Genomic DNA, 22483 nt, shown 5'->3' on the forward strand with positions numbered 1-22483 from the left:
AAGAGCGTTTTGCTTACTTTTGCGCTTTTCAAAAGTGAGCCGCTGTAAAAGCGGAACCCTAAGTAGCCGTTACCGCAGAAACGGATATGTACTCAGTCTGATCCAGCATCCTGGTCGGCCCTGAGGCCGCCATCGGGGGCAAGCCCCCTCCCACATTTGATCTGCGGTGTTTTCGAGGACCGGGTTATTTCAGGGCGGCCATGATGGCCTCGGGGTTGTAGTCGCGGATCAAGGTGCCGTTGACGTCCACAAACGGAATCCCGCCGCCACCCAACGCTTCATACGCCTTACGCGCCTGGGCATCCTTCTCGATGTCGAAGGTTTGGTAAGGAACACCCTTCTGGTCCAGAAAGCGCCGGATCTGCTTGCAGTAGCCACACCACTCGGTGGCGTAAAGCACCACACGCGCCGAGCTGCGTACCTGCTCGGACACCACCTGCGACGGGTTGAACAGCCGCTCGACCTTGCCCCAGTTCTGAATGACCACCACCACCAGCAACACCAGCAGGACTTTCTTCAAGACCCCGCCAAGCATCAGTTACGGCGCTTGAGCTGATCGGTCAGTTGGGTCGGCAGGCCCTTGATGATCAAGGTGCCGGCGGCTTCGTCGTATTCAATCTTGTCCCCCAGCAGGTGCGCTTCAAAGCTGATGGACAAGCCTTCGGCGCGGCCGGTGAAGCGGCGGAACTGGTTGAGGGTGCGTTTGTCGGCAGGAATTTCCGGCGACAGGCCATAGTCCTTGTTGCGAATGTGGTCGTAGAACGCTTTGGGCCGCTCTTCATCGATCAGACCGGACAGTTCTTCCAGGCCCATCGGCTCGCCGAGCTTGGCCTGGCTGCTGGCGTAGTCCACCAGGGTCTTGGTTTTCTCGCGCGCCGACTCGTCCGGCAGGTCCTCGCTTTCAACGAAGTCACTGAACGCCTTGAGCAGGGTGCGGGTTTCGCCCGGGCCGTCGACGCCTTCCTGGCAGCCGATAAAGTCGCGGAAGTATTCCGAGACCTTCTTGCCGTTCTTGCCCTTGATAAACGAGATGTACTGTTTGGACTGCTTGTTGTTCTGCCACTCGGACACGTTGATCCGCGCGGCCAGGTGCAGTTGGCCCAGGTCCAGGTGGCGCGAGGGCGTCACGTCCAGCTCGTCGGTCACCGCCACGCCTTCGCTGTGGTGCAGCAGAGCGATGGCCAGGTAGTCGGTCATGCCTTGCTGGTAGTGGGCGAACAGCACGTGACCGCCGGTCGACAGGTTGGACTCCTCCATCAGCTTCTGCAGATGTTCCACTGCGGTACGGCTGAAGGTGGTGAAATCCTGGCCACCGTCAAAGTATTCCTTCAACCAGCCGCTGAACGGGTGCGCGCCGGACTCGGCATGGAAGAAACCCCAGGCCTTGCCCTGTTTGGCGTTGTAGCTCTCGTTGAGGTCGGCAAGCATGTTCTCGATGGCGGCCGATTCGGACAGCTCCGAATCACGGGCATGCAGAACTGCGGGTGTGCCGTCGGGTTTTTTGTCGATCAGGTGGACGATGCAATGACGGATCGGCATAGGCTTCTCGGCTGGTTGAAGGGGAGCGTTGAGCCTCCCGCAAAAAGTTGCCCAGTGTACCGCACCCGTTGGTCAAGACGCGCCTGGAAGGGCGGTTTGGATGTTCTCCCACCGTGCATATGGGGTTTTTTCACGCTTTAGAGCGATAAAGCTGACCAAATGGGTATGTTGAGGCGGATATTTCCCCGTCTCTGTGCTAGTTTTGCCCCGTCTTACGCCAAGTCTCGGCGTTAAGCGTGCATTCAGCATTTGTCAGGTCGAACCAATCCCCGTTTCAAGCATCTATAACCCCGTTCTCCAAAGGTTATAGCCGGGGCGCCAGGCCGACACGGTCGGGCTCGACGGCTGACACTGCACTCTGCAATCCATATGAATTTGATAGGGAAGGAACACCACAATGGCTTTGACTAAAGACCAACTGATCGCTGATATCGCTGAAGCTATCGACGCGCCGAAAACCACCGCGCGCGCAGCGCTGGACCAACTGGGCCAGATCGTTGCCGATCAGCTGGAAAACGGCGGCGAAATCACTCTGCCAGGTATCGGCAAGCTGAAAGTGACCGAGCGTCCTGCCCGTACCGGCCGTAACCCTTCGACTGGCGCTGCCATCGAAATCGCTGCCAAGAAAGTTATCAAGCTGGTTGTGGCCAAAGGCCTGACCGACGCTGTTAACAAGTAAGACGCCGTAAAAAAACCGTGCTCCGGAGTGATCCGGGCACGGTTTTTTGTTGCCTGCGATTTTACGTCTTACTGTAGGAGCGAGCTTGCTCGCGAAGAACCCACAGGCAGCGCGTTTATCCAGGATGCACGCGTTATCGTTGGCGTCCTTCGCGAGCAAGCTCGCTCCTACAGGTTGGCGTCAGCGCACCCAGCGCTGGCGCCAGATCTGCTGTTCGTTCTTGGTCTGGAAGGTCCAGGCGACGAAGCGGCTTTGCTTTTGCCCCTGGGACATTTCCACCACCTGGCTTTCCAGCACGCCGGCCTTTTTCAACGCCGTCTCGATCGCGGGCAGGTTTGACGCTTTTGACACCAGTGTGCTGAACCACAGCACCTTGTGGGCAAAGTGCGCGCTTTCTGCGATCAGTTGCGTCACGAAACGCGCTTCGCCGCCCTCACACCACAGTTCGGCCGATTGGCCGCCGAAGTTCAGCACCGGCAGCTTGCGCTTGGGGTCGGCTTTGCCCAGGGCACGCCACTTGCGCTCGCTGCCTTTGGTCGCTTCGTCCATGGACGCGTGGAACGGCGGGTTGCACATGGTCAGGTCAAAGCGTTCGGCAGGCTCCAGCAGGCCCAGCAGGATGTGCTTGGGGTTGGGTTGCTGGCGCAACTCGATGACTTTGCTCAAGTCGTTGGACTGCACGATGGCCTTGGCAGCCGCCACGGCGATAGGGTCGACCTCCGAGCCGAGGAAGTTCCAGCGGTACTCCATGTAGCCAATCAGCGGGTAGACGCAGTTGGCGCCCATGCCGATATCCAGCACCTTGACGATGGAACCGCGCGGAATCTTGCCGTCGTTGACGCTGGCCAGCAGGTCGGCGAGGAAGTGCACGTAGTCGGCACGCCCCGGCACCGGCGGGCACAGGTAATCGGCCGGGATGTCCCAATGCTGGATGCCGTAGAACGACTTGAGCAACGCCCGGTTGAACACCCGCACCGCGTCCGGGCTGGCGAAGTCGATGCTCTCTTTGCCATAGGGATTGATGATCACGAATTGCGCCAGTTCCGGCGTGGTCTTGATCAGCGCCTGGAAGTCGTAACGGCCTGTGTGGCGGTTGCGCGGGTGCAGGGTAGCCTCTTTGCGTGGCGCGACGGGTTTGGCCGTGGCGGCGGTTTTAGGCTTCTTGCGCGGTGGTTTGGGTGTGCTGGGGGCGGTCATGTTGATTCTGGTGTTGGCTCAAAGTGGCGGCCATTGTCACACATTCCCGAGGACAACTCGGTCAAATGTGGGAGGGGGCTTGCCCCCGATGGCAGTGTGTCAGTCAATTATCTGTTAACTGACCCACCGCCATCGGGGGCAAGCCCCCTCCCACATGGACCGCGTGCGCAGGAGCTCCAGCCAAAAAAAAGAGACCCGAAGGTCTCTTTTTCACACGGTTTGCCCCTTACAGGCTGGAAATCCGCGCATGTTGCTCCGCCAGCTTGCCCAGGGCCTGTTCAGCCTCGGCCAACTTGGCGCGTTCTTTCTCGATCACTTCCGCCGGTGCCTTGTCGACGAATGCCGCGTTGGACAGCTTGCCGCCCACGCGTTGCACTTCGCCTTGCAGGCGCGCGATTTCCTTGTCGAGACGGGCCAGTTCCGCGCCCTTGTCGATCAGGCCGGCCATCGGCACCAGCACTTCCATATCGCCGACCAGCGCAGTGGCCGACAGCGGTGCTTCGGCACCATCGGCCAATACGGTGATGGACTCCAGCTTGGCCAGCTTCTTGAGCAGCGCATCGTTTTCGCTGAGGCGACGCTGGTCTTCGGCACTGGCGTTCTTGACGAACACGGCCAGCGGCTTGCCCGGACCGATGTTCATCTCGGCGCGGATGTTGCGCGTGCCGAGCATCAGGGTCTTGAGCCATTCGATATCGCTTTCGGCGGCCTCATCGATACGGGCTTCATTGGCCACCGGCCAGGGCTGCAGCATGATGGTCTTGCCTTCGACACCGGCCAGCGGCGCCAGGCGCTGCCAGATTTCTTCGGTGATGAACGGCATGAACGGGTGTGCCAGGCGCAGCGCCACTTCCAGTACGCGCACCAGGGTGCGACGGGTGCCGCGCTGGCGTTCGACCGGCGCGTTTTCGTCCCACAGCACCGGCTTGGACAGTTCCAGGTACCAGTCGCAATACTGGTTCCAGATGAACTCGTACAAGGCCTGGGCGGCCAGGTCGAAACGGAACTGGTCCAGCTGGCGGGTCACTTCGGCTTCGGTGCGCTGCAACTGCGAAATGATCCAGCGGTCGGCCAGGCTCAGTTCGAAGGCTTCGCCGTTCTGGCCGCAGTCTTCGCCTTTATCCAGCACGTAGCGCGCGGCGTTCCAGATCTTGTTGCAGAAGTTGCGATAGCCTTCGACGCGGCCCATGTCGAACTTGATGTCGCGGCCGGTGGAGGCCAGCGAGCAGAAAGTGAAGCGCAGGGCGTCGGTGCCATAGCTGGCGATGCCGTCGGCGAACTCGTCGCGGGTCTGCTTCTCGATCTTTTTCGCCAGTTTGGGCTGCATCAGGCCCGAGGTGCGTTTCTGTACCAGCGCTTCGAGTTCGATGCCGTCGATGATGTCCAGTGGGTCCAGGACGTTGCCTTTGGATTTGGACATCTTCTGGCCCTGACCATCACGCACCAGGCCGTGGACGTACACGGTTTTGAACGGCACCTGCGGGGTACCGTCGTCGTTCTTCACCAAGTGCATGGTGAGCATGATCATCCGGGCAACCCAGAAGAAAATGATGTCGAAGCCGGTGACCAGCACGTCGGTGGAGTGGAATTTCTTCAGGAATTCGGTCTGCTGCGGCCAACCCAACGTCGAGAAGGTCCACAGGCCCGAACTGAACCAGGTGTCCAGTACGTCGTTGTCCTGTTGCAGGGCGATGTCGGCACCGAGGTTGTGCTTGGCGCGCACTTCGGCTTCGTCGCGGCCTACATACACCTTGCCCGATTCGTCGTACCAGGCCGGAATCCGGTGGCCCCACCACAGCTGACGGCTGATGCACCAGTCCTGGATGTCGCGCATCCACGAGAAATACATGTTTTCGTACTGTTTAGGCACGAACTGGATGCGGCCGTCTTCCACGGCGGCAATGGCAGGCTCGGCCAGCGGCTTGGTGGACACGTACCACTGGTCGGTCAGCCACGGCTCGATCACGGTGCCGGAGCGGTCGCCCTTCGGTACTTTCAGGCCGTGGTCGTCAACGCTCACCAGCAAACCGGCAGCGTCGAAGGCGGCAACGATCTGCTTGCGCGCTTCGAAGCGGTCAAGACCGGCGTATTCGGCCGGGATCTTGCCGTCGATGCTCTCGTTCAGCGTGCCGTCCAGGTTGAACACCTGGCAGGCCGGCAACACGGCGGCATTCTTGTCGAAGATGTTCAGCAGCGGCAGGTTGTGGCGCTTGCCGACTTCGTAGTCGTTGAAATCGTGGGCCGGGGTGATTTTCACGCAGCCGGTGCCGAATTCAGGGTCGCAGTAGTCGTCGGCGATGATCGGGATGCGGCGGCCGACCAATGGCAGCTCGACGAACTTGCCGATCAGCGCCTGGTAGCGCTCGTCGTTCGGGTTAACCGCAACGGCGGCGTCGCCGAGCATGGTTTCCGGACGGGTGGTGGCGACGATCAGGTAGTCGTTGCCCTCGGCGGTCTTGGCGCCGTCAGCCAGCGGATACTTGAGGTTCCACAGGAAGCCTTTCTCGTCGTGGTTTTCCACCTCGAGGTCGGAAATCGCCGTGTGCAACTTGGTGTCCCAGTTGACCAGACGCTTGCCACGGTAGATCAGGCCGTCTTCATGCAGGCGCACGAAGGCTTCCTTCACCGCTTCCGAGAGGCCATCGTCCATGGTGAAGCGCTCGCGGCTCCAGTCCACGGAGGAACCCAGGCGACGGATCTGACGGCTGATATTGCCGCCGGACTGGTCTTTCCATTCCCAGATTTTCTCGAGAAATTTCTCGCGGCCCAGGTCGTGACGGCTCTGGCCGGTGGCTTCGAGTTGGCGTTCCACCAGCATCTGGGTGGCGATACCGGCGTGGTCGGTACCCGGTTGCCACAGGGTGTCGCGACCCTGCATGCGGCGGAAACGGATCAACGCATCCATGATCGCATTGTTGAAGCCATGGCCCATGTGCAGGCTGCCAGTGACGTTCGGTGGCGGAATCATGATGGTGTACGAGTCGCCCGCACCTTGTGGGGCGAAATAGTTTTCCGACTCCCAGGTGTTGTACCAGGAAGTTTCGATAGCGTGGGGCTGGTAGGTCTTATCCATGCGCGGCGGGACCCTAGTTGGCATTTATTCAGGAAAGCCGGCAAGTATAACGGGGGATAGAGCGCAGGGCGAGGCGAAGACAGGGCTTAAGGTGTATGCAACCAAATGTGGGAGGGGGCAAGCCCCCTCCCACAGGGGATCTCGGTTTGGTTCAGGATTGGTATTGGCTGAGCAGCCGCTCCATTCGCGCATCCATTCGCCGTTTGATCTCGGCTTCAATATGCGGCGAAAAATCATCGATCACGTCTTGCATGATCAATTGCGCGGCGGCGCGCAGTTCGTTGTCCAGGTGCAGCAGCAGGGCGTCGGGGGCTTTTTCGGCAGCGGGGGCGGGCTCGGTAATGGCTGGCTCCGGCGCAGCAGACTTGTTGCCGACCATGTCGAACAACAGCGGGATCTGTATCTCGCCATCGGCCGTTTCGGTCAACAGCGGCGGTTGCAAGCCATCATCACCCAGCAGCTGGCGGATCGACTCGAGGTCGTCCAGCAGGTGGTCGTCTTTTTTCAGCGGATTGGGCGTGTCCATCATGTGCTCAAAGTCGTTGTAGCCGGTGGTCCTGCAGAGGATAGCCCTGTTCGCGGTAGAAACGGAAACTCTCCCGCGCGGCCTGACGAATAGCCGGGTCTTCCACCACCACTTCCGCCACACGGGCGAAGGCCTTGGCAAAGGCCGGTACTTTCAGGTCCAGGTTGACCAGCAGGTCATGGTGGTCGCCGCAACTGTCACCCAGGCCCAGCACTACCACGCCGTCGGGTTCCGATTCGGCGGGGCCGTGGGGTAGGAAACTTTCACCCTTGAAGCGCCACAGGCGGGCATCGAGGTCCTCGCGTTGGGCGGCATCGCTGCAATGCAGGTAAATGCGATGGCCCATGCGCCAGGCCTTTTCGGTGAGCTTGCAGGCAAAGTCCAGGCGCGCGGACGGGTCGGCGCTGGGCAATATATAGAAGTCGACTTGGGTCATTGCGGTTCCTGGTGCTGGCCCGCCAGTCCTGTAGGAGCGAGCTTGCTCGCGAAAAACCAGAGGACACCGCGTTCATCCGGGATGGGCGCGTTATCGTTGGCGATCTTCGCGAGCAAGCTCGCTCCTACAGAAGGGCCGGTGGCGCTTAGGCCTTGGCGCGGTCCAGCAGGTATTGGGTCAGCAGGGGCACCGGACGGCCGGTTGCGCCCTTGTCCTTGCCGCTGGCCCATGCAGTGCCGGCGATGTCCAGGTGCGCCCAGTTGAAGTTCTTGGTGAACCGCGACAGGAAGCAGGCGGCGGTGATGGTGCCGGCTTTCGGGCCGCCGATGTTGGCGATGTCGGCGAACGGGCTGTCCAGTTGCTCCTGGTACTCATCGAACAGCGGCAGTTGCCAGGCGCGGTCGTCGGCAGCCTTGCCGGCGCTGAGCAGTTGCTCGATCAGCTCGTCGTTGTTGCCCAGCAGGCCCGAGGTGTGGGCGCCCAGGGCAACCACGCAGGCGCCGGTCAGGGTGGCGATATCGATCACCGCCTGCGGCTTGAAGCGTTCGGCGTAGGTCAGGGCGTCGCACAGCACCAGGCGGCCTTCGGCGTCGGTGTTGAGGATTTCCACGGTCTGGCCGCTCATGGTCGTGACGATATCGCCTGGGCGGGCAGCACCGCCGCTCGGCATGTTCTCGGCGCAGGCCAGGATGCACACCAGGTTGATCGGCAGCTTGAGTTCCAGCACGGCACGCAGGGTGCCGAACACGCTGGCGGCGCCGCCCATGTCGTACTTCATCTCGTCCATGCCGGCGCCCGGCTTGAGGCTGATGCCGCCGGTGTCGAAGGTGATGCCTTTGCCCACCAGGGCGTAAGGCTTCTCGGACTTCTTGCCGCCGTTGTATTGCATCACGATCAGGCGGGGCGGCTGGTCGCTGCCCTGGCCTACGGCATAGAACGAGCCCATGCCCAGTTCCTTGATCTTCTTCTCGTCCAGCACTTCAACCTTGAGGCCCTTGAACTCCTTGCCCAGCGCCTTGGCCTGTTCGCCCAGGTAGGTGGGGTGGCAGATGTTCGGCGGCAGGTTGCCCAGGTCGCGGGTGAACGACATGCCCTTGGCGATCGCGGTGGCGTGGGTCACGGCGCGCTCGACTTCAGCCTGGGCGGCCTTGATGGTCAGCAGGGTGATTTTTTTCAGGGCACGGGGGTCGGCCTTCTGGCTCTTGAACTGGTCGAAGACGTAGCCGCCGTCCACCAGGCTTTCGGCCAGCAGGCGGGTCTTGCCGTAGCTGTCACGGCCCTTGATGACGATTTCGTCGAGTGCCAGTGCCGCGTCGCTGCCGCCCAGGCCTTTAAGCGTGGTGAGGATGGCGCTGATGATCTTGCGAAACGGACGGTCGCCCAGTTCGGCGTCATTGCCCACGCCCACCAGCAACACGCGCTCGGCCTTGAGGTTCGGCAGGCTGTGCAGCAGCAGGCTCTGGCCGACTTTGCCGGCCAGGTCGCCGCGCTTGAGCACGGCGCTGATGGCGCCGCCGCTCAGTTCATCCAGTTGCTTGGCGGCAACGCCGAGTGTGCGGCCTTCGCCGACAGCGACCACGAGGGTGGCGGTTTTCAACGTTTCGGGGCTAACGCTTTTTACAACCAATTCCATTTTCGGGTCCCTTATAAAGGTCGGTGAGCCTGGCGTTTTTACCCAGGCTTTAAAAGCGCGGCAGCCTTGTAAGCCGCCAGCGACAAAGGCCGCAGTTTGAACCTCGCAGGCGAAGCCTGACAACCCTCGAAGCACGCTTTGTGCATGCGCATGAGGTTGCGCAGTGACAGGCGCGGTCAATCACAGGATAATGCGCCATCTTTTTAGCCGACCCGTGATAAACGGGTCGACTCGGTATGCTTGCTTGTTTGGCCGCCTTAGCCTGACAACCCTGGAGTGTCTGGTTTGATCGTCTTCCGTTATCTATCCCGCGAAGTCCTGTTGACCCTGAGTGCCGTGAGTGCGGTATTGCTGGTCATCATCATGAGTGGTCGTTTCGTCAAATTCCTTGCGCAGGCTGCCTCCGGCGCCCTGGATCCGGGCTCGCTGTTCCTGATCATGGGCTTTCGCCTGCCGGGCTTTTTGCAACTGATCCTGCCGCTCGGCCTGTTCCTTGGCATTCTGCTGGCCTATGGCCGGCTCTATCTCGAAAGCGAGATGACCGTGCTGTCCGCCACCGGCATGAGCCAGCAGCGCCTGCTGGCGATGACCATGGTGCCGGCCGCCGGCGTTGCCCTGGTGGTGGCCTGGTTGAGCCTGAGCCTGGCACCCCAGGGCGCCATGCAGTTCCAACTGCTGCTGAACAAGCAGGACGCGATGACCGAGTTCGACACCCTCGAGCCCGGGCGTTTCCAGGCGCTCAACGACGGCACGCGCGTGACCTACACCGAAGAAATGACCGAAGACCGTTCCAACCTGAGCGGCGTGTTCATTTCCCAGAAAAACCTCGGCAAGGACCAGAAAGACCGTGGCATCTCGATCCTGGTGGCCGACGGCGGCCGCCAGGAAGTGCACCCCGACGGCAGCCGCTACCTGATCCTGGACAACGGCTATCGCTACGATGGCAGCCCGGGCCTGGCCGATTACCGCGTGATCAAATACGACACCTACGGCGTGATGCTGCCCAAGCCCGATATCAGCGACGAAGTCACCGACCGCGACGCACTGCCCACCGCCTCGCTGTTCGGCAGCCAGGAACTGCGCTCCATCGCCGAGCTGCAATGGCGCCTGTCGCTGCCGCTGCTGGTGTTTATCGTGACCTTGATGGCGGTGCCGCTGTCGCGCGTCAACCCGCGCCAGGGCCGATTCCTCAAGCTGCTGCCGGCGATCCTGCTGTACATGGCTTACCTGACCATCCTGATTTCCGCCCGTGGCTCCCTGGAAAAGGGCAAGTTGCCGCCCGCCCTGGGCCTGTGGTGGGTGCACGGGATTTTCCTGGTGATCGGCCTGGGGCTGCTCTACTGGGAGCCTATCCGTTTGAAAATGAAGAGCCGTCGTGGCCTGAAGGAGTTGGCTCGTGGCTAAGCTCGATCGCTACATTGGTAGCAGCGTACTGATCGCCATCCTGGCGGTATTGGGCATCATCCTGGGCCTGGCCTCGCTGTTCGCCTTCATCGATGAAGTGGGCAACGTTACCGATACCTATACCGTCATGGACGTACTGAGTTTCGTGGCGCTGACCGCGCCGCGTCGTCTCTACGACATGATGCCGATGGCCGGCCTGATCGGCTGCCTGATCGGCCTGGGCACCCTGGCCAGCAACAGCGAATTGACCATCATGCGCGCGGCGGGCGTGTCCATCGGGCGTATCGTCTGGGCGGTCATGAAGCCGATGCTGCTGCTGATGGCGTGCAGCGTGCTGATCGGCGAATACGTCGCGCCACCGTCCGAAGCCACCGCCCAGGCCAATCGCGCCCTGGCCCAGGGTTCCGGCGATGCGCAGAGTTCCAAACACGGCCTGTGGCACCGCCAGGGCGACCAGTTCATCCACATCAATGCCGTGCAGCCCGGCGGGTTGTTGATCGGGGTCACGCGCTACACGTTTGACAAAGAGCGGCACATGCTCAGCTCCAGCTTCGCCAAGCGTGCGCAATACGATGGCGCGCAATGGCAACTGAGCGAGGTCACCACCACGCTGTTCCATAATGTGGGCCAGGGGTTCAATGCCAGCACCGAAGTGGTCAATGAACCCACCCAGACATGGGATATCGCGCTGAAGCCGGAGCTGCTCAATACGGTGATCATGGTTCCGGAAACCCTGCCGATCTCGGGTCTCTGGAGTTATATCCACTACCTCAAGGACCAGGGCCTGAACAATGGCCGCTACTGGCTGGCGTTCTGGGTCAAGGTATTGCAACCGGTGGTCACCGCCGCGCTGGTGCTGATGGCGATCTCCTTTATCTTCGGCCCGTTGCGTTCCGTGACCCTCGGCCAGCGGGTATTCACCGGCGTGTTGGTGGGCTTCACCTTCCGCATCGCCCAGGACTTGCTCGGGCCTTCGAGCCTGGTATTCGGGTTTTCGCCGCTATTCGCGGTGCTGGTGCCGACGTTTATCTGCGCCGTGGCCGGGTTCTGGTTGCTGCGTCGAGCCGGCTGATTGCGAGCAAGCTCGCTCCTGCAACATTGGGCCCCGTGGAAACGGGGCTTTTTTGTGTTCGTCAGCAAAGATGACGTCTGGGCCGAGCATCAGGTACAATTCCCGGCTATTTTTCAGCGGGCAATCTGCCTGCAGCCTTTTTGAGTGTTCATCCGTGAGTGATTTGAGTCATATCCGCAATTTCTCCATCATCGCCCACATTGACCATGGCAAGTCGACGCTGGCCGATCGATTCATCCAGATGTGCGGCGGCCTTGCCGAGCGTGAAATGGAAGCCCAGGTCCTGGACTCCATGGACCTCGAACGCGAGCGCGGGATCACCATCAAGGCCCACAGCGTTACCCTGTACTACACCGCCAAAGACGGTATCAAGTACCAGCTCAACTTCATTGACACCCCGGGCCACGTCGACTTCACCTATGAAGTCAGCCGCTCCCTGGCCGCCTGCGAAGGCGCGCTGCTGGTGGTGGATGCGGGGCAGGGCGTTGAAGCCCAGTCCGTGGCCAACTGCTACACCGCCATCGAACAGGGCCTGGAAGTGATGCCGGTGCTGAACAAGATCGACCTGCCACAGGCCGATCCGGACCGCGTCAAGGAAGAAATCGAAAAAATCATCGGCATTGACGCCACCGACGCCGTCGAGTGCAGCGCCAAGACCGGCCTGGGCGTCGATGAAGTGCTCGAGCGCCTGGTCAAGACCATCCCCGCGCCGACCGGCAACTACGAAGATCCGCTGCAAGCGTTGATCATCGATTCCTGGTTCGACAACTACCTGGGCGTTGTCTCCCTGGTGCGCGTGCGCCATGGCCGCGTGAAGAAGGGCGACAAGATCCTGGTCAAGTCCACCGGCAAGATCCACCTGGTGGACAGCGTCGGCGTGTTCAACCCCAAGCATACCGCCACCACTGATCTGAAAGCCGGCGAAGTAGGCTTCATCATCGCCGGTATCAAGGACATCCACGGTGCGCCGGTCGGTGACACTCTGACCCTGAGCTCCACGCCGGATGTCGACGTGCTGCCAGGCTTCAAGCGCATTCAGCCGCAGGTCTATGCCGGCCTGTTCCCGGTCAGCTCCGACGACTTCGAAGACTTCCGCGAAGCCCTGCAAAAGCTGACCCTCAACGACTCGTCGTTGCAGTACACCCCGGAAAGCTCCGACGCCCTGGGCTTCGGCTTCCGTTGCGGGTTCCTCGGCATGCTGCACATGGAGATCATCCAGGAGCGCCTGGAGCGCGAATACGACCTGGACCTGATCACCACCGCGCCGACGGTTATTTTCGAGCTGGCGCTGAAAACCGGTGAAACGATTTACGTCGACAACCCCTCCAAGCTTCCAGACCTGTCTTCCATCGAAGACATGCGTGAGCCGATCGTGCGCGCCAATATCCTGGTGCCGCAGGAGCACCTGGGCAACGTCATCACCCTGTGTATCGAAAAGCGTGGCGTGCAGCACGACATGCTGTTCCTCGGTACCCAGGTGCAAGTGACCTACGATTTGCCGATGAACGAAGTGGTCCTGGACTTCTTCGACCGTCTCAAATCCACCAGTCGCGGCTATGCTTCGCTGGACTACCATTTCGACCGTTACCAGTCGGCTAATCTGGTGAAGCTGGATGTATTGATCAACGGCGACAAGGTTGATGCCCTGGCACTTATCGTGCACAAGGACAATGCGCACTACAAAGGTCGCCAGTTGACCGAGAAGATGAAAGAACTGATTCCGCGTCAGATGTTCGACGTTGCGATCCAGGCCGCCATTGGCGGGCAGATCATTGCGCGGACCTCCGTCAAGGCACTCAGAAAGAACGTACTGGCCAAATGCTACGGTGGCGACGTCAGCCGTAAGCGCAAGCTGCTTGAGAAGCAAAAGGCCGGTAAAAAACGCATGAAGCAAGTGGGCAATGTGGAAATTCCACAAGAAGCCTTCCTTGCTGTGCTCAGGTTGGATAGTTAGGTCCTATGTCGCTAAATTTCCCGCTGTTGCTGGTCATCGCCGTTGCCGTCTGTGGTTTCCTGGCGTTGCTCGATCTGGTGTTCTTCGCCCCGCGTCGGCGGGCGGCTATCGCGTCCTATCAGGGCAGCGTCAGCCAGCCCGATGCCGTGGTGGTCGAGAAGCTCAACAAAGAGCCTTTGCTGGTCGAATACGGCAAATCGTTCTTCCCGGTATTGTTCATCGTGCTGGTGCTGCGTTCGTTCCTGGTGGAGCCGTTTCAGATCCCTTCGGGGTCGATGAAACCTACCCTGGACGTGGGCGACTTCATTCTGGTGAACAAGTTTTCCTACGGGATTCGCTTGCCGGTGATCGACAAGAAGGTGATTGAAGTCGGTGACCCGCAGCGCGGTGATGTGATGGTGTTCCGTTACCCGAGCGACCCGAACGTCAACTACATCAAGCGTGTGGTCGGCCTGCCGGGCGACGTGATCCGCTACACCAGCGACAAGCGCCTGTTCATCAACGGTGAGTCGGTGGCTGAAAAACTGTTGGGCGCCGAGCCGAACACGTTGGGCAGCGCCGAGCTGTACCAGGAAAAACTCGGTGCGGTAGAGCACCAGATCCGCAAGGAAATGAGCCGTTACCGCGCGATGCCCGATGGCCAGTGGAAAGTGCCTGCCGGGCACTATTTCATGATGGGCGACAACCGCGACAACTCCAACGACAGTCGCTACTGGGATGACCCCGCTATTCCCAAGGACCTGCTGGGCATGGTGCCCGACGAGAATATCGTCGGCAAAGCCTTCGCGGTCTGGATGAGTTGGCCGGAACCCAAGCTCAGCCACCTGCCGAACTTCTCGCGGGTCGGGCTGATCAAGTAATACAGGCGGCGCTGTGATCACAGCGCCGAATGCTTTTCTGGGGCTTGGACATTTTCCGATGCCCGGTACCCATCAGGATGTGAATTTGAACACTGCGTCAATCGTCGATGGCCGCCGGTGCCACCAACTAGATATGGATAAACCGTGACCGTTTCTCTGAGTCGTCTCGAGCGCCAGCTCGGCTACACCTTCAAGGACCAGGAATTGATGGTCCTTGCCCTCACACACCGCAGCTTTGCAGGGCGCAATAACGAGCGCCTGGAATTCCTCGGTGACGCCATCCTCAACTTCGCCGCCGGTGAGGCGCTGTTCGAGCGTTTCCCGCAAGCGCGCGAAGGCCAGCTTTCGCGCCTGCGCGCCCGTCTTGTGAAAGGCGAGACCCTGGCGGTGCTGGCTCGCGGTTTCGGCCTGGGCGAGTACCTGCGCCTCGGTTCCGGTGAATTGAAAAGTGGCGGTTTCCGTCGCGAGTCGATCCTGGCTGATGCCCTGGAAGCCTTGATCGGGGCGATCTACCTCGATGCAGGGATGGAGACGGCCAAGGAGCGCGTGGTCGCCTGGCTGGCTTCGGAAATCGAAAGCCTGACGCTGGTCGACACCAACAAGGACCCCAAGACCCGCCTGCAGGAATATCTGCAGTCGCGCGGTTGCGAACTGCCACGCTACGAAGTGGTGGATATCCAGGGTGAGCCGCATTGCCGCGTGTTCTTCGTGGAATGTGAAATCACCTTACTGAACGAAAAAAGCCGAGGTCAGGGTGTGAGCCGTCGTATTGCCGAACAGGTAGCGGCCGCTGCAGCACTGATTGCCCTGGGCGTGGAGAATGGCCATGACTGATTCAACCGCAACACGCTGTGGCTATGTTGCCATCGTCGGCCGCCCCAACGTGGGCAAGTCCACGCTGCTCAACCACATCCTCGGCCAGAAGCTCGCGATCACCTCGCGCAAGCCGCAGACCACCCGCCACAACATGCTGGGCATCAAGACCGAAGGCACCGTGCAAGCGGTCTACGTCGACACCCCCGGCATGCACAAGGGCGGTGAAAAGGCGCTTAACCGCTACATGAACAAGACCGCTTCGGCGGCGTTGAAAGACGTCGACGTGGTGATTTTCGTGGTCGACCGCACCAAGTGGACCGACGAAGACCAGATGGTTCTGGAGCGCGTGCAGTACGTCACCGGCCCGTTGATCGTCGCGCTGAACAAGACCGACCGTATCGAAGACAAAGCCGAACTGATGCCGCACCTGACCTGGCTGCAGGAACAACTGCCGAATGCCCAGATCATGCCGATCTCGGCGCAGCACGGCCACAACCTCGAAGCCCTGGAGCGCGTGATTGCCGGCTACCTGCCGGAGAACGAGCACTTCTTCCCGGAAGACCAGATCACCGACCGCAGCAGCCGCTTCCTTGCTGCGGAACTGGTGCGCGAGAAAATCATGCGCCAGATGGGCGCCGAGCTGCCGTACCAGATCACCGTTGAAATCGAAGAGTTCAAGCAGCAGGGCAAAACCCTGCACATCCATGCGTTGATCCTCGTTGAGCGTGACGGCCAGAAAAAAATCATCATTGGCGACAAGGGCGAGCGCATCAAGCGCATCGGCACCGAGGCGCGCAAGGACATGGAATTGCTGTTCGATTCCAAGATCATGCTCAACCTGTGGGTGAAGGTTAAGGGTGGCTGGTCCGATGATGAGCGCGCATTGCGCTCCCTGGGCTACGGCGACCTGTAAGACCCCGCAGGGTCAGAAAAATGTGGGAGGGGGCTTGCCCCCGATAGCGGTGGGTCAGTTAATGGATAAGTGACTGACACACTGCCATCGGGGGCAAGCCCCCTCCCACATTCGGTTGATGTTGTTTTCAAGATCGAGAACCCATGTCCCAATCCCCGCCTCCCAGCCAGCTCGCCTATGTGCTGCACAGCCGCGCCTACCGTGAGACCAGCGCCCTGGTGGACTTCCTCACGCCCCAGGGCCGTCTGCGCGCGGTTCTGCGCAGCGCGCGGGGCAAGGCCGGTACGCTGGCGCGGCCGTTCGTGGCCCTGGACGTGGAGTTTCGCGGCAAGGGCGAGCTGAAGAATGTCGGCCGCCTGGAAAGCGTCGGCACGTCCGCCTGGCTCAATGGCGATGCGCTGTTCAGCGGTCTCTACCTCAATGAGCTGCTGATCCGCCTGCTGCCCGCCGAAGACCCGCATCCGGCCGTCTTCGATCACTACGCCGCCACCTTGCTCGCCCTCGCTGAAGGCCGTCCCCTGGAACCGCTGCTGCGGGCCTTTGAATGGCGCCTGCTGGATGACCTGGGCTACGGCTTTGAATTGCACAACGACCTGCACGGTGACCCTGTCGCCGCCGACGGGCTGTATCGCCTGCAAGTGGACGCGGGCCTTGAGCGCGTGTACCTGTTGCAACCCGGCCTGTTCCAGGGCACCGAGTTGTTGGCCATGAGCGAAGCGGACTGGACCGCCCCCGGCGCCTTGTCCGCCGCCAAGCGCCTGATGCGCCAGGCCCTGGCCGTGCACCTGGGCGGACGGCCGCTGGTCAGTCGCGAGTTGTTTCGAAAGCCCTGACGTCCCCGTGTATGCTGTGCACCGATTCTTTCCCTTTTCAGGAGCGCTTCCGTGACCACCAGCAATCGCATTCTTCTTGGCGTCAATATCGACCACGTCGCCACCCTGCGCCAGGCCCGGGGCACTCGTTACCCGGACCCGGTCAAGGCCGCGCTGGACGCCGAAGAAGCGGGCGCCGACGGCATCACCGTGCACCTGCGCGAAGACCGCCGCCATATCCAGGAGCGCGACGTGCTGCTGCTCAAGGACGTGCTGCAGACCCGCATGAATTTCGAAATGGGCGTCACCGAAGAAATGATGCAGTTCGCCGAGCGCATCCGCCCGGCGCACATTTGCCTGGTGCCGGAAACCCGCCAGGAACTGACCACCGAAGGCGGCCTCGACGTGGCCGGCCAGGAAGCACGGATCAAGGCCGCCGTGGAGCGCCTGTCGAAGATCGGCAGCGAAGTGTCGCTGTTCATCGACGCCGACGAGCGTCAGATCCAGGCCTCACGCCGCGTCGGCGCCCCGGCCATCGAACTGCATACCGGTCGCTACGCCGATGCCACCACGCCGACCGAAGTGGCTGAAGAGCTGCAACGCATCATCGACGGCGTGAACTGCGGGCTTGGCGAAGGCCTGATCGTCAACGCCGGCCATGGCCTGCACTACCACAACGTCGAAGCCGTGGCGGCGATCAAGGGCATCAACGAACTGAACATCGGCCATGCGCTGGTGGCCCATGCGCTGTTCGTCGGTTTCAAAGGCGCCGTGGCCGAGATGAAGGCGCTGATCCTGGCGGCCGCCAAACACTAATAACACTGAAGATCCAATGTGGGAGGGGGCTTGCCCCCGATAGCAGTGTGTCAGTCAGTCTATTTTTACCTGACACACCGCAATCGGGGGCAAGCCCCCTCCCACATGCGAACCCTTACTGTTTAGCGCTCGCAGGTGTATCGTATCCGCCCTTTGCGGGCCCTGTGCCTGTGGCAGATACGTGAGGTTGTTGTGTCCCGATCCTTTTCCCGTCGACAAATCCTGGGTGGTCTTGCAGGCCTGGCCGTAGTGGGCGTGGGTGCCGGTGGCGGCTACCGCTACTGGCTGGGGAAGGTCGCCGAGTCCGAGGCGGGGCACGATTACGAGTTGATCGCAGCGCCCCTGGACGTGGAATTGGTGCCGGGCCACACCACCCAGGCCTGGGCGTTCGGCCCTTCGGCGCCCGGCACCGAGTTGCGCGTACGCCAGGGCGAGTGGCTGCGGGTGCGTTTTATCAACCACCTGCCGGTCGCCACCACCATCCACTGGCATGGCATCCGCCTGCCGCTGGAGATGGACGGCGTGCCCTACGTCTCGCAGTTGCCGGTACTGCCAGGGGAATACTTCGACTACAAGTTCCGTGTGCCCGACGCCGGCAGCTACTGGTATCACCCGCACGTCAACAGCAGCGAAGAGCTCGGCCGGGGCCTGGTCGGACCGCTGATCATCGAGGAGCGCGAGCCCACCGGTTTCAAACACGAACGCACCCTCAGCCTGAAAAGCTGGCACGTGGACGAAGAGGGCGCCTTTGTCGCCTTCAGCATCCCCCGTGAGGCGGCGCGTGGCGGCACGGCGGGGCGTTTATCCACCATCAATGGCGTGTCCCAGGCCGTGATCGACCTGCCGGCCGGGCAGATCACCCGGGTGCGCCTGCTCAACCTCGACAACACCCTGACGTATCGCATCAACATTCCGGATGTCGACGCGCAGATCTACGCGCTGGACGGCAACCCCATCGAGCCGCGCCCGCTGGGCAAGGAATACTGGCTGGGCCCTGGCATGCGTATCTGCCTGGCGATCAAGGCGCCGCCCGCCGGCGAAGAGCTGTCGATCCGCAATGGCCCGGTGCGCCTGGGCACGTTCCGTTCGGTGGCCAACACCGACGCGCCCACCGAGTGGCCCCCGGCGCTGCCGGCCAACCCGGTTGCCGAACCGGACCTGGCCAATGCCGAGAAACTCAACTTCAATTTCGAATGGGTCGGTTCGGTGTCGGTCAACGTCGACAACGGCAAGCCGCCGAGCCTGTGGCAGATCAACGGCCAGGCCTGGGACATCACCGACAAGACCTGCGCCGACCGCCCCATTGCCAAGCTCGTGAAGGGCAAGAGCTACATTTTCGAATTGAAGAACATGACCCAGTACCAGCACCCGATCCACCTGCACGGCATGAGCTTCAAGGTCATTGCATCGAACCGCCACAAGGTCATCCCGTATTTCACCGACACCTATCTCTTGGGCAAGAACGAACGCGCCCGCGTAGCCCTGGTGGCGGATAACCCGGGGGTGTGGATGTTCCACTGCCATGTGATCGACCATATGGAAACCGGCCTGATGGCCGCCATCGAGGTGGCGTGATGCGCCAGGTTCGCCCCGCGATCATCGACCGCAGCCGCGACCAGGACTTCATGCGCGAAGCCCTGGCACTCGCCGCCCAGGGCGCGGCGCTGGGTGAAGTGCCGGTAGGCGCGGTGCTGGTGCAGGACGGTGAGATCATCGGCCGCGGTTTCAACTGCCCGATCAGCGGCAATGACCCCAGTGCCCATGCCGAGATGGTCGCGATCCGCGCGGCCGCCCACGCCGTCAGCAATTACCGCCTGCCGGGCAGCACCCTCTATGTGACGTTGGAACCGTGCAGCATGTGCGCGGGCCTGATCGTGCATTCGCGAATTGCACGGGTGGTCTATGGCGCACTGGAGCCCAAGGCCGGGATCGTGCAGAGCCAGGGGCAGTTTTTTACCCAGGGTTTTCTCAACCATCGGGTCCTGTTTGAAGGCGGGGTGCTGGCCGAGGAGTGCGGCACAGTGTTGAGTGAATTCTTCAAGGCTCGCCGGGCCAAGCCTCCACTCTAAAGAACACTGAGGATAAAAGTGTGGGAGGGGGCTTGCCCCCGATAGCAGAGTGTCAGTCACCACATCCATGGCTGATACACCGCTATCGGGGGCAAGCCCCCTCCCACATTTGGATCTCCATATATTCAGTGATAACTCACCGTTATTTCCTGGCGATGATCACCGCCCGCATCGGCGCCGGCAGCCCTTCAATGGTCTTGCTGTGATCTTCGGGATCGAGGAAATCACTGAGCGACTGGTACTTCATCCACGCCGTCCCGCGTTGTTCCTCGACCGTGGTCACGCTCACATCCACGCAGCGCACATCGCTGAATCCGGCGCGGCGCAGCCACAGCATCAGCGCCGGAACCGACGGCAGGAACCACACGTTACGCATCTGCGCATAGCGGTCTTCCGGCACCAGCACTTGCTGCTGATCGCCGTCCACCACCAGGGTTTCCAGCACCAGCTCACCGCCTTTGACCAGCGTGTCTTTCAGCGCCAGCAAGTGTTCGATCGGCGAACGGCGGTGGTAGAACACGCCCATGGAAAACACCGTGTCGAAGCCTTCAAGGTTCGCCGGCAGGTCTTCGAACGGGAACGGCAGGTGCCAGGCCCTGGGTTGGGACAGGTAACGCTGCACCGCCTGGAACTGGCAGAAGAACAGCCAGTTGGGGTCCACGCCAATCACGCTGTCGGCGCCGGCGCCGAGCATGCGCCACATGTAATAGCCATTGCCGCAACCCACATCGAGGATGCGCTTGCCCTTCAAGTCCAGATGCGGCGCCACCCGGGACCATTTCCAGTCAGAGCGCCATTCAGTGTCCACATGCACGCCGAACAGGTGGAACGGGCCTTTGCGCCAGGGGCTCAGCCCCATGAGCGCCGTGTGCATCTGGGCGCGAGTCTCGTCGTCGCAATCCGTGTCCAGCACCAGGCCGTTCAACAGGTCTACGTCACTGGGCTGGATGTTTGGCAGTGCGTCCAAAGCACTCTGCCAGCGCTCCAGGTCGCCATGGCCTTTTTCCATCTTGCTATCGAGCTGCGCTTGCAGGCCCTGGGCCCACACGGCCAGGGGAGTACCGACCAGATGGCGGGCGAGGGGAGACAAATCAATCATGGCAAGGCAATCAACGAGGCAAAGTTAAGACACTGGAACCACGGCACGACTTTCGAGAACCCGGCCGCCAGCAGGCGTTCGCGGTGTTCTTCGAGGCTGTCGGGCTTCATGACGTTTTCGATGGCGCTGCGCTTCTGCGCGATTTCCAGTTCGCTGTAGCCGTTGGCGCGCTTGAACGCGATATGCAGGTCGGTCAGCAACCCATGTTCCTGGGCATCATTGAAGCGCAGCTTTTCCGAGAGGATCAGTGCGCCGCCCGGCAGCAGCGACTGACGGATACGCCCCAGCAACGCCAGGCGCTCATCGGGGGCAATGAATTGCAGGGTGAAGTTCAACGCCACCACCGAGGCCGGTTGGAAGTGCAGGGCAAGGATATCGCCCTCGATCACGTCCACCGGCAGTAACTCCTGGAACATCGAGTCCTGGCCATTGAGGTATTGGCGGCAGCGTTCGACCATCGCCGTCGAGTTATCCACTGCGATCACCCGGCAACCCTCGGTGCGCACATGGCGGCGCAGGGCCTGGGTGACCGCGCCCAAGGACGAGCCCAGGTCATACAGCACGCTGTCCGGCTGGGCGAACTGGGCGGCGAGCACGCCGAGGTTCTCGACGATGGTCGGGTAACCGGGCACCGAGCGCTTGATCATGTCCGGGAACACCCGCACCACGTCCTCGTTAAAGGCGAAGTCCGGCACCTGGGGCAGGGGCTGGGCGAATAGGCGATCGGGTTCTTTGCTCACGGTTGTTCCGGCGACGAAGGGGGAAAGGCCGGCATTTTAGCGTAGGAGCTGGCTTGCCTGCGATGGTCGTCAACGATTACGCAGACATTCTGGATGAACGCGGTGCCGGAATCAGCACGTCACCACAGCCTTGACCCATCAGTTCACCGTAATCGCGCATTCAAAGATCTCGACGGGTTCAGCTTCCGGTTCCCACGGTTGCTGGGAGGTCAGGCGCAAACGGCCCTGGCCTGGGGCGAACGCCTGGAAGCGCCAGGTCGACTGGCCGCCACCGCCGATCACGCCGGATTCGCTGCTGCTGTAGACCTCGGGGCTCAATGCGCGCAGTGCACCGCCGGCGGAGTCCTGGATGGCCCAGCGATAGCCGGTGGTGGGATTGCTGGGCAGGGTGAGTATCAGGGTTTGTCCGGTTTTAAGCGGGAGCGGGCAGGCGCTCTGGTTGTCCACGGTGACGTTTTGCTTCGGCGCACTGGCGCACGCGGCGAGCAGGGCAAGGCTCAGGGGGAGAAGCAGGCGGGCTGCGGTCATGGGGGCTCCGTTTATACACGACGAAGGGCGAGCATAACCGAAGATGGGGCCGGGTGTGACAGGAGGGGGTGGGTTGGCAGGTCGGGCCTCATCGGGGCCCCTCCCACACTTGACCGAGAACATCCATTGGAATGCGGTCAAGTGTGGGAGGGGGCTTGCCCCCGATGGCGGCCTCAGGGCCGACCAGGATGTTGGATTGGGTTGAGTACATATCCGTTTCTGTGGTAACGGCTGCTATGGGTTCCGCTTTTACAGCGGCTCACTTTTGAAAAGCGCAAAAGTAAGCAAAACGCTCTTGCCCCACCACTCGGCACCTC

The 22483-nt window shown here is 61.5% G+C and carries 21 protein-coding genes; 11 read left to right on the top strand and 10 right to left on the bottom strand.

All coding sequences use genetic code 11. The annotated features are described in order from the left end of the window. Positions 1–184: 184 nt before the first annotated feature. Positions 185–535, bottom strand: a complete 351-nt coding sequence (locus BFP89_RS13225; RefSeq protein ID WP_065885921.1) for a glutaredoxin family protein — start codon at positions 533–535, stop codon at positions 185–187. Beyond that, positions 535–1539, bottom strand: coding sequence for a nucleoid-associated protein YejK (yejK, locus tag BFP89_RS13230; protein ID WP_065885922.1), 1005 nt, complete (start codon positions 1537–1539; stop codon positions 535–537). Before yejK ends, BFP89_RS13225 begins: the two co-directional genes overlap by 1 nt. A gap of 397 nt (positions 1540–1936) precedes the next feature. Here yejK and BFP89_RS13235 point away from each other — a divergent pair, with 397 nt between their 5' ends. Continuing rightward, positions 1937–2218, top strand: a complete 282-nt coding sequence (locus BFP89_RS13235) for an HU family DNA-binding protein (protein ID WP_005785131.1) — start codon at positions 1937–1939, stop codon at positions 2216–2218. Between the two features lie 180 nt (positions 2219–2398). On the opposite strand, the gene rlmF is transcribed toward BFP89_RS13235, so the two are convergent. The 5 genes from rlmF to BFP89_RS13260 all read right to left on the bottom strand — a co-directional run bounded on the left by rlmF (position 2399) and on the right by BFP89_RS13260 (position 9083). Continuing rightward, on the bottom strand, positions 2399–3415 hold the full coding sequence (rlmF, locus tag BFP89_RS13240) for a 23S rRNA (adenine(1618)-N(6))-methyltransferase RlmF (protein WP_065885923.1): 1017 nt from the start codon (positions 3413–3415) through the stop codon (positions 2399–2401). Between the two features lie 226 nt (positions 3416–3641). Then, positions 3642–6488, bottom strand: coding sequence for a valine--tRNA ligase (locus BFP89_RS13245; protein ID WP_065885924.1), 2847 nt, complete (start codon positions 6486–6488; stop codon positions 3642–3644). 151 nt (positions 6489–6639) lie between these two features. Next, a complete protein-coding gene (locus tag BFP89_RS13250) occupies positions 6640–7014 on the bottom strand; it encodes a DNA polymerase III subunit chi (protein ID WP_065885925.1) in 375 nt (124 codons plus the stop codon). Positions 7015–7021: 7 nt separating this feature from the next. Continuing rightward, positions 7022–7450, bottom strand: coding sequence for a DNA polymerase III subunit chi (locus BFP89_RS13255; RefSeq protein WP_065885926.1), 429 nt, complete (start codon positions 7448–7450; stop codon positions 7022–7024). 145 nt (positions 7451–7595) lie between these two features. Then, a complete protein-coding gene (locus BFP89_RS13260) occupies positions 7596–9083 on the bottom strand; it encodes a leucyl aminopeptidase (RefSeq protein ID WP_065885927.1) in 1488 nt (495 codons plus the stop codon). A gap of 285 nt (positions 9084–9368) precedes the next feature. Between BFP89_RS13260 and lptF the strand changes: the two genes are divergently transcribed. The 10 genes from lptF (at position 9369) to tadA (ending at position 19799) form a co-directional block, all read left to right on the top strand. Continuing rightward, the gene (lptF, locus tag BFP89_RS13265; RefSeq protein WP_065885928.1) at positions 9369–10487 is read left to right on the top strand and encodes an LPS export ABC transporter permease LptF; all 1119 of its coding nucleotides are present in this window, start codon (positions 9369–9371) and stop codon (positions 10485–10487) included. Beyond that, positions 10480–11559 carry an LPS export ABC transporter permease LptG gene (gene lptG / locus BFP89_RS13270; protein WP_065885929.1) on the top strand — a complete coding sequence of 360 codons (1080 nt, stop codon included), beginning with the start codon at positions 10480–10482 and terminating at the stop codon, positions 11557–11559. Before lptF ends, lptG begins: the two co-directional genes overlap by 8 nt. A 154-nt stretch (positions 11560–11713) precedes the next feature. Further along, positions 11714–13513, top strand: a complete 1800-nt coding sequence (gene lepA, locus BFP89_RS13275; protein ID WP_003210439.1) for a translation elongation factor 4 — start codon at positions 11714–11716, stop codon at positions 13511–13513. 5 nt (positions 13514–13518) lie between these two features. Beyond that, positions 13519–14373, top strand: coding sequence for a signal peptidase I (lepB, locus tag BFP89_RS13280; protein WP_065885930.1), 855 nt, complete (start codon positions 13519–13521; stop codon positions 14371–14373). A 144-nt stretch (positions 14374–14517) separates the two neighbouring features. Continuing rightward, positions 14518–15207, top strand: coding sequence for a ribonuclease III (rnc, locus tag BFP89_RS13285; RefSeq protein WP_003188856.1), 690 nt, complete (start codon positions 14518–14520; stop codon positions 15205–15207). Continuing rightward, a complete protein-coding gene (gene era, locus BFP89_RS13290) occupies positions 15200–16102 on the top strand; it encodes a GTPase Era (RefSeq protein ID WP_043204836.1) in 903 nt (300 codons plus the stop codon). Before rnc ends, era begins: the two co-directional genes overlap by 8 nt. 143 nt (positions 16103–16245) lie before the next feature. Next, the gene (gene recO / locus BFP89_RS13295) at positions 16246–16935 is read left to right on the top strand and encodes a DNA repair protein RecO (RefSeq protein ID WP_065885931.1); all 690 of its coding nucleotides are present in this window, start codon (positions 16246–16248) and stop codon (positions 16933–16935) included. 51 nt (positions 16936–16986) lie between these two features. After that, positions 16987–17730 (top strand): pyridoxine 5'-phosphate synthase, encoded by a 744-nt coding sequence (gene pdxJ, locus BFP89_RS13300; RefSeq protein WP_065885932.1) that lies wholly within the window; start codon positions 16987–16989, stop codon positions 17728–17730. A gap of 192 nt (positions 17731–17922) precedes the next feature. Beyond that, entirely contained in the window at positions 17923–19305 is a 1383-nt protein-coding gene (locus BFP89_RS13305) for a multicopper oxidase family protein (protein ID WP_065885933.1), read from the top strand. Then, positions 19305–19799, top strand: a complete 495-nt coding sequence (gene tadA, locus BFP89_RS13310; RefSeq protein ID WP_065885934.1) for a tRNA adenosine(34) deaminase TadA — start codon at positions 19305–19307, stop codon at positions 19797–19799. Before BFP89_RS13305 ends, tadA begins: the two co-directional genes overlap by 1 nt. A 142-nt stretch (positions 19800–19941) precedes the next feature. Here tadA and cmoB read toward each other — a convergent pair whose 3' ends face one another. The 3 genes from cmoB to BFP89_RS13325 form a co-directional block, all read right to left on the bottom strand. Then, a complete protein-coding gene (gene cmoB, locus BFP89_RS13315; RefSeq protein ID WP_065885935.1) occupies positions 19942–20898 on the bottom strand; it encodes a tRNA 5-methoxyuridine(34)/uridine 5-oxyacetic acid(34) synthase CmoB in 957 nt (318 codons plus the stop codon). Continuing rightward, positions 20895–21638, bottom strand: a complete 744-nt coding sequence (gene cmoA / locus BFP89_RS13320; protein WP_065885936.1) for a carboxy-S-adenosyl-L-methionine synthase CmoA — start codon at positions 21636–21638, stop codon at positions 20895–20897. Before cmoA ends, cmoB begins: the two co-directional genes overlap by 4 nt. A 138-nt stretch (positions 21639–21776) precedes the next feature. Further along, a complete protein-coding gene (locus tag BFP89_RS13325) occupies positions 21777–22166 on the bottom strand; it encodes a protease inhibitor I42 family protein (protein WP_065885937.1) in 390 nt (129 codons plus the stop codon). Positions 22167–22483: the final 317 nt, after the last annotated feature.

The sequence above is a fragment of the Pseudomonas sp. 31 R 17 genome (assembly GCF_900004915.1).
In the GTDB taxonomy this organism is placed as follows: Bacteria; Pseudomonadota; Gammaproteobacteria; order Pseudomonadales; family Pseudomonadaceae; genus Aquipseudomonas; species Aquipseudomonas orientalis_A.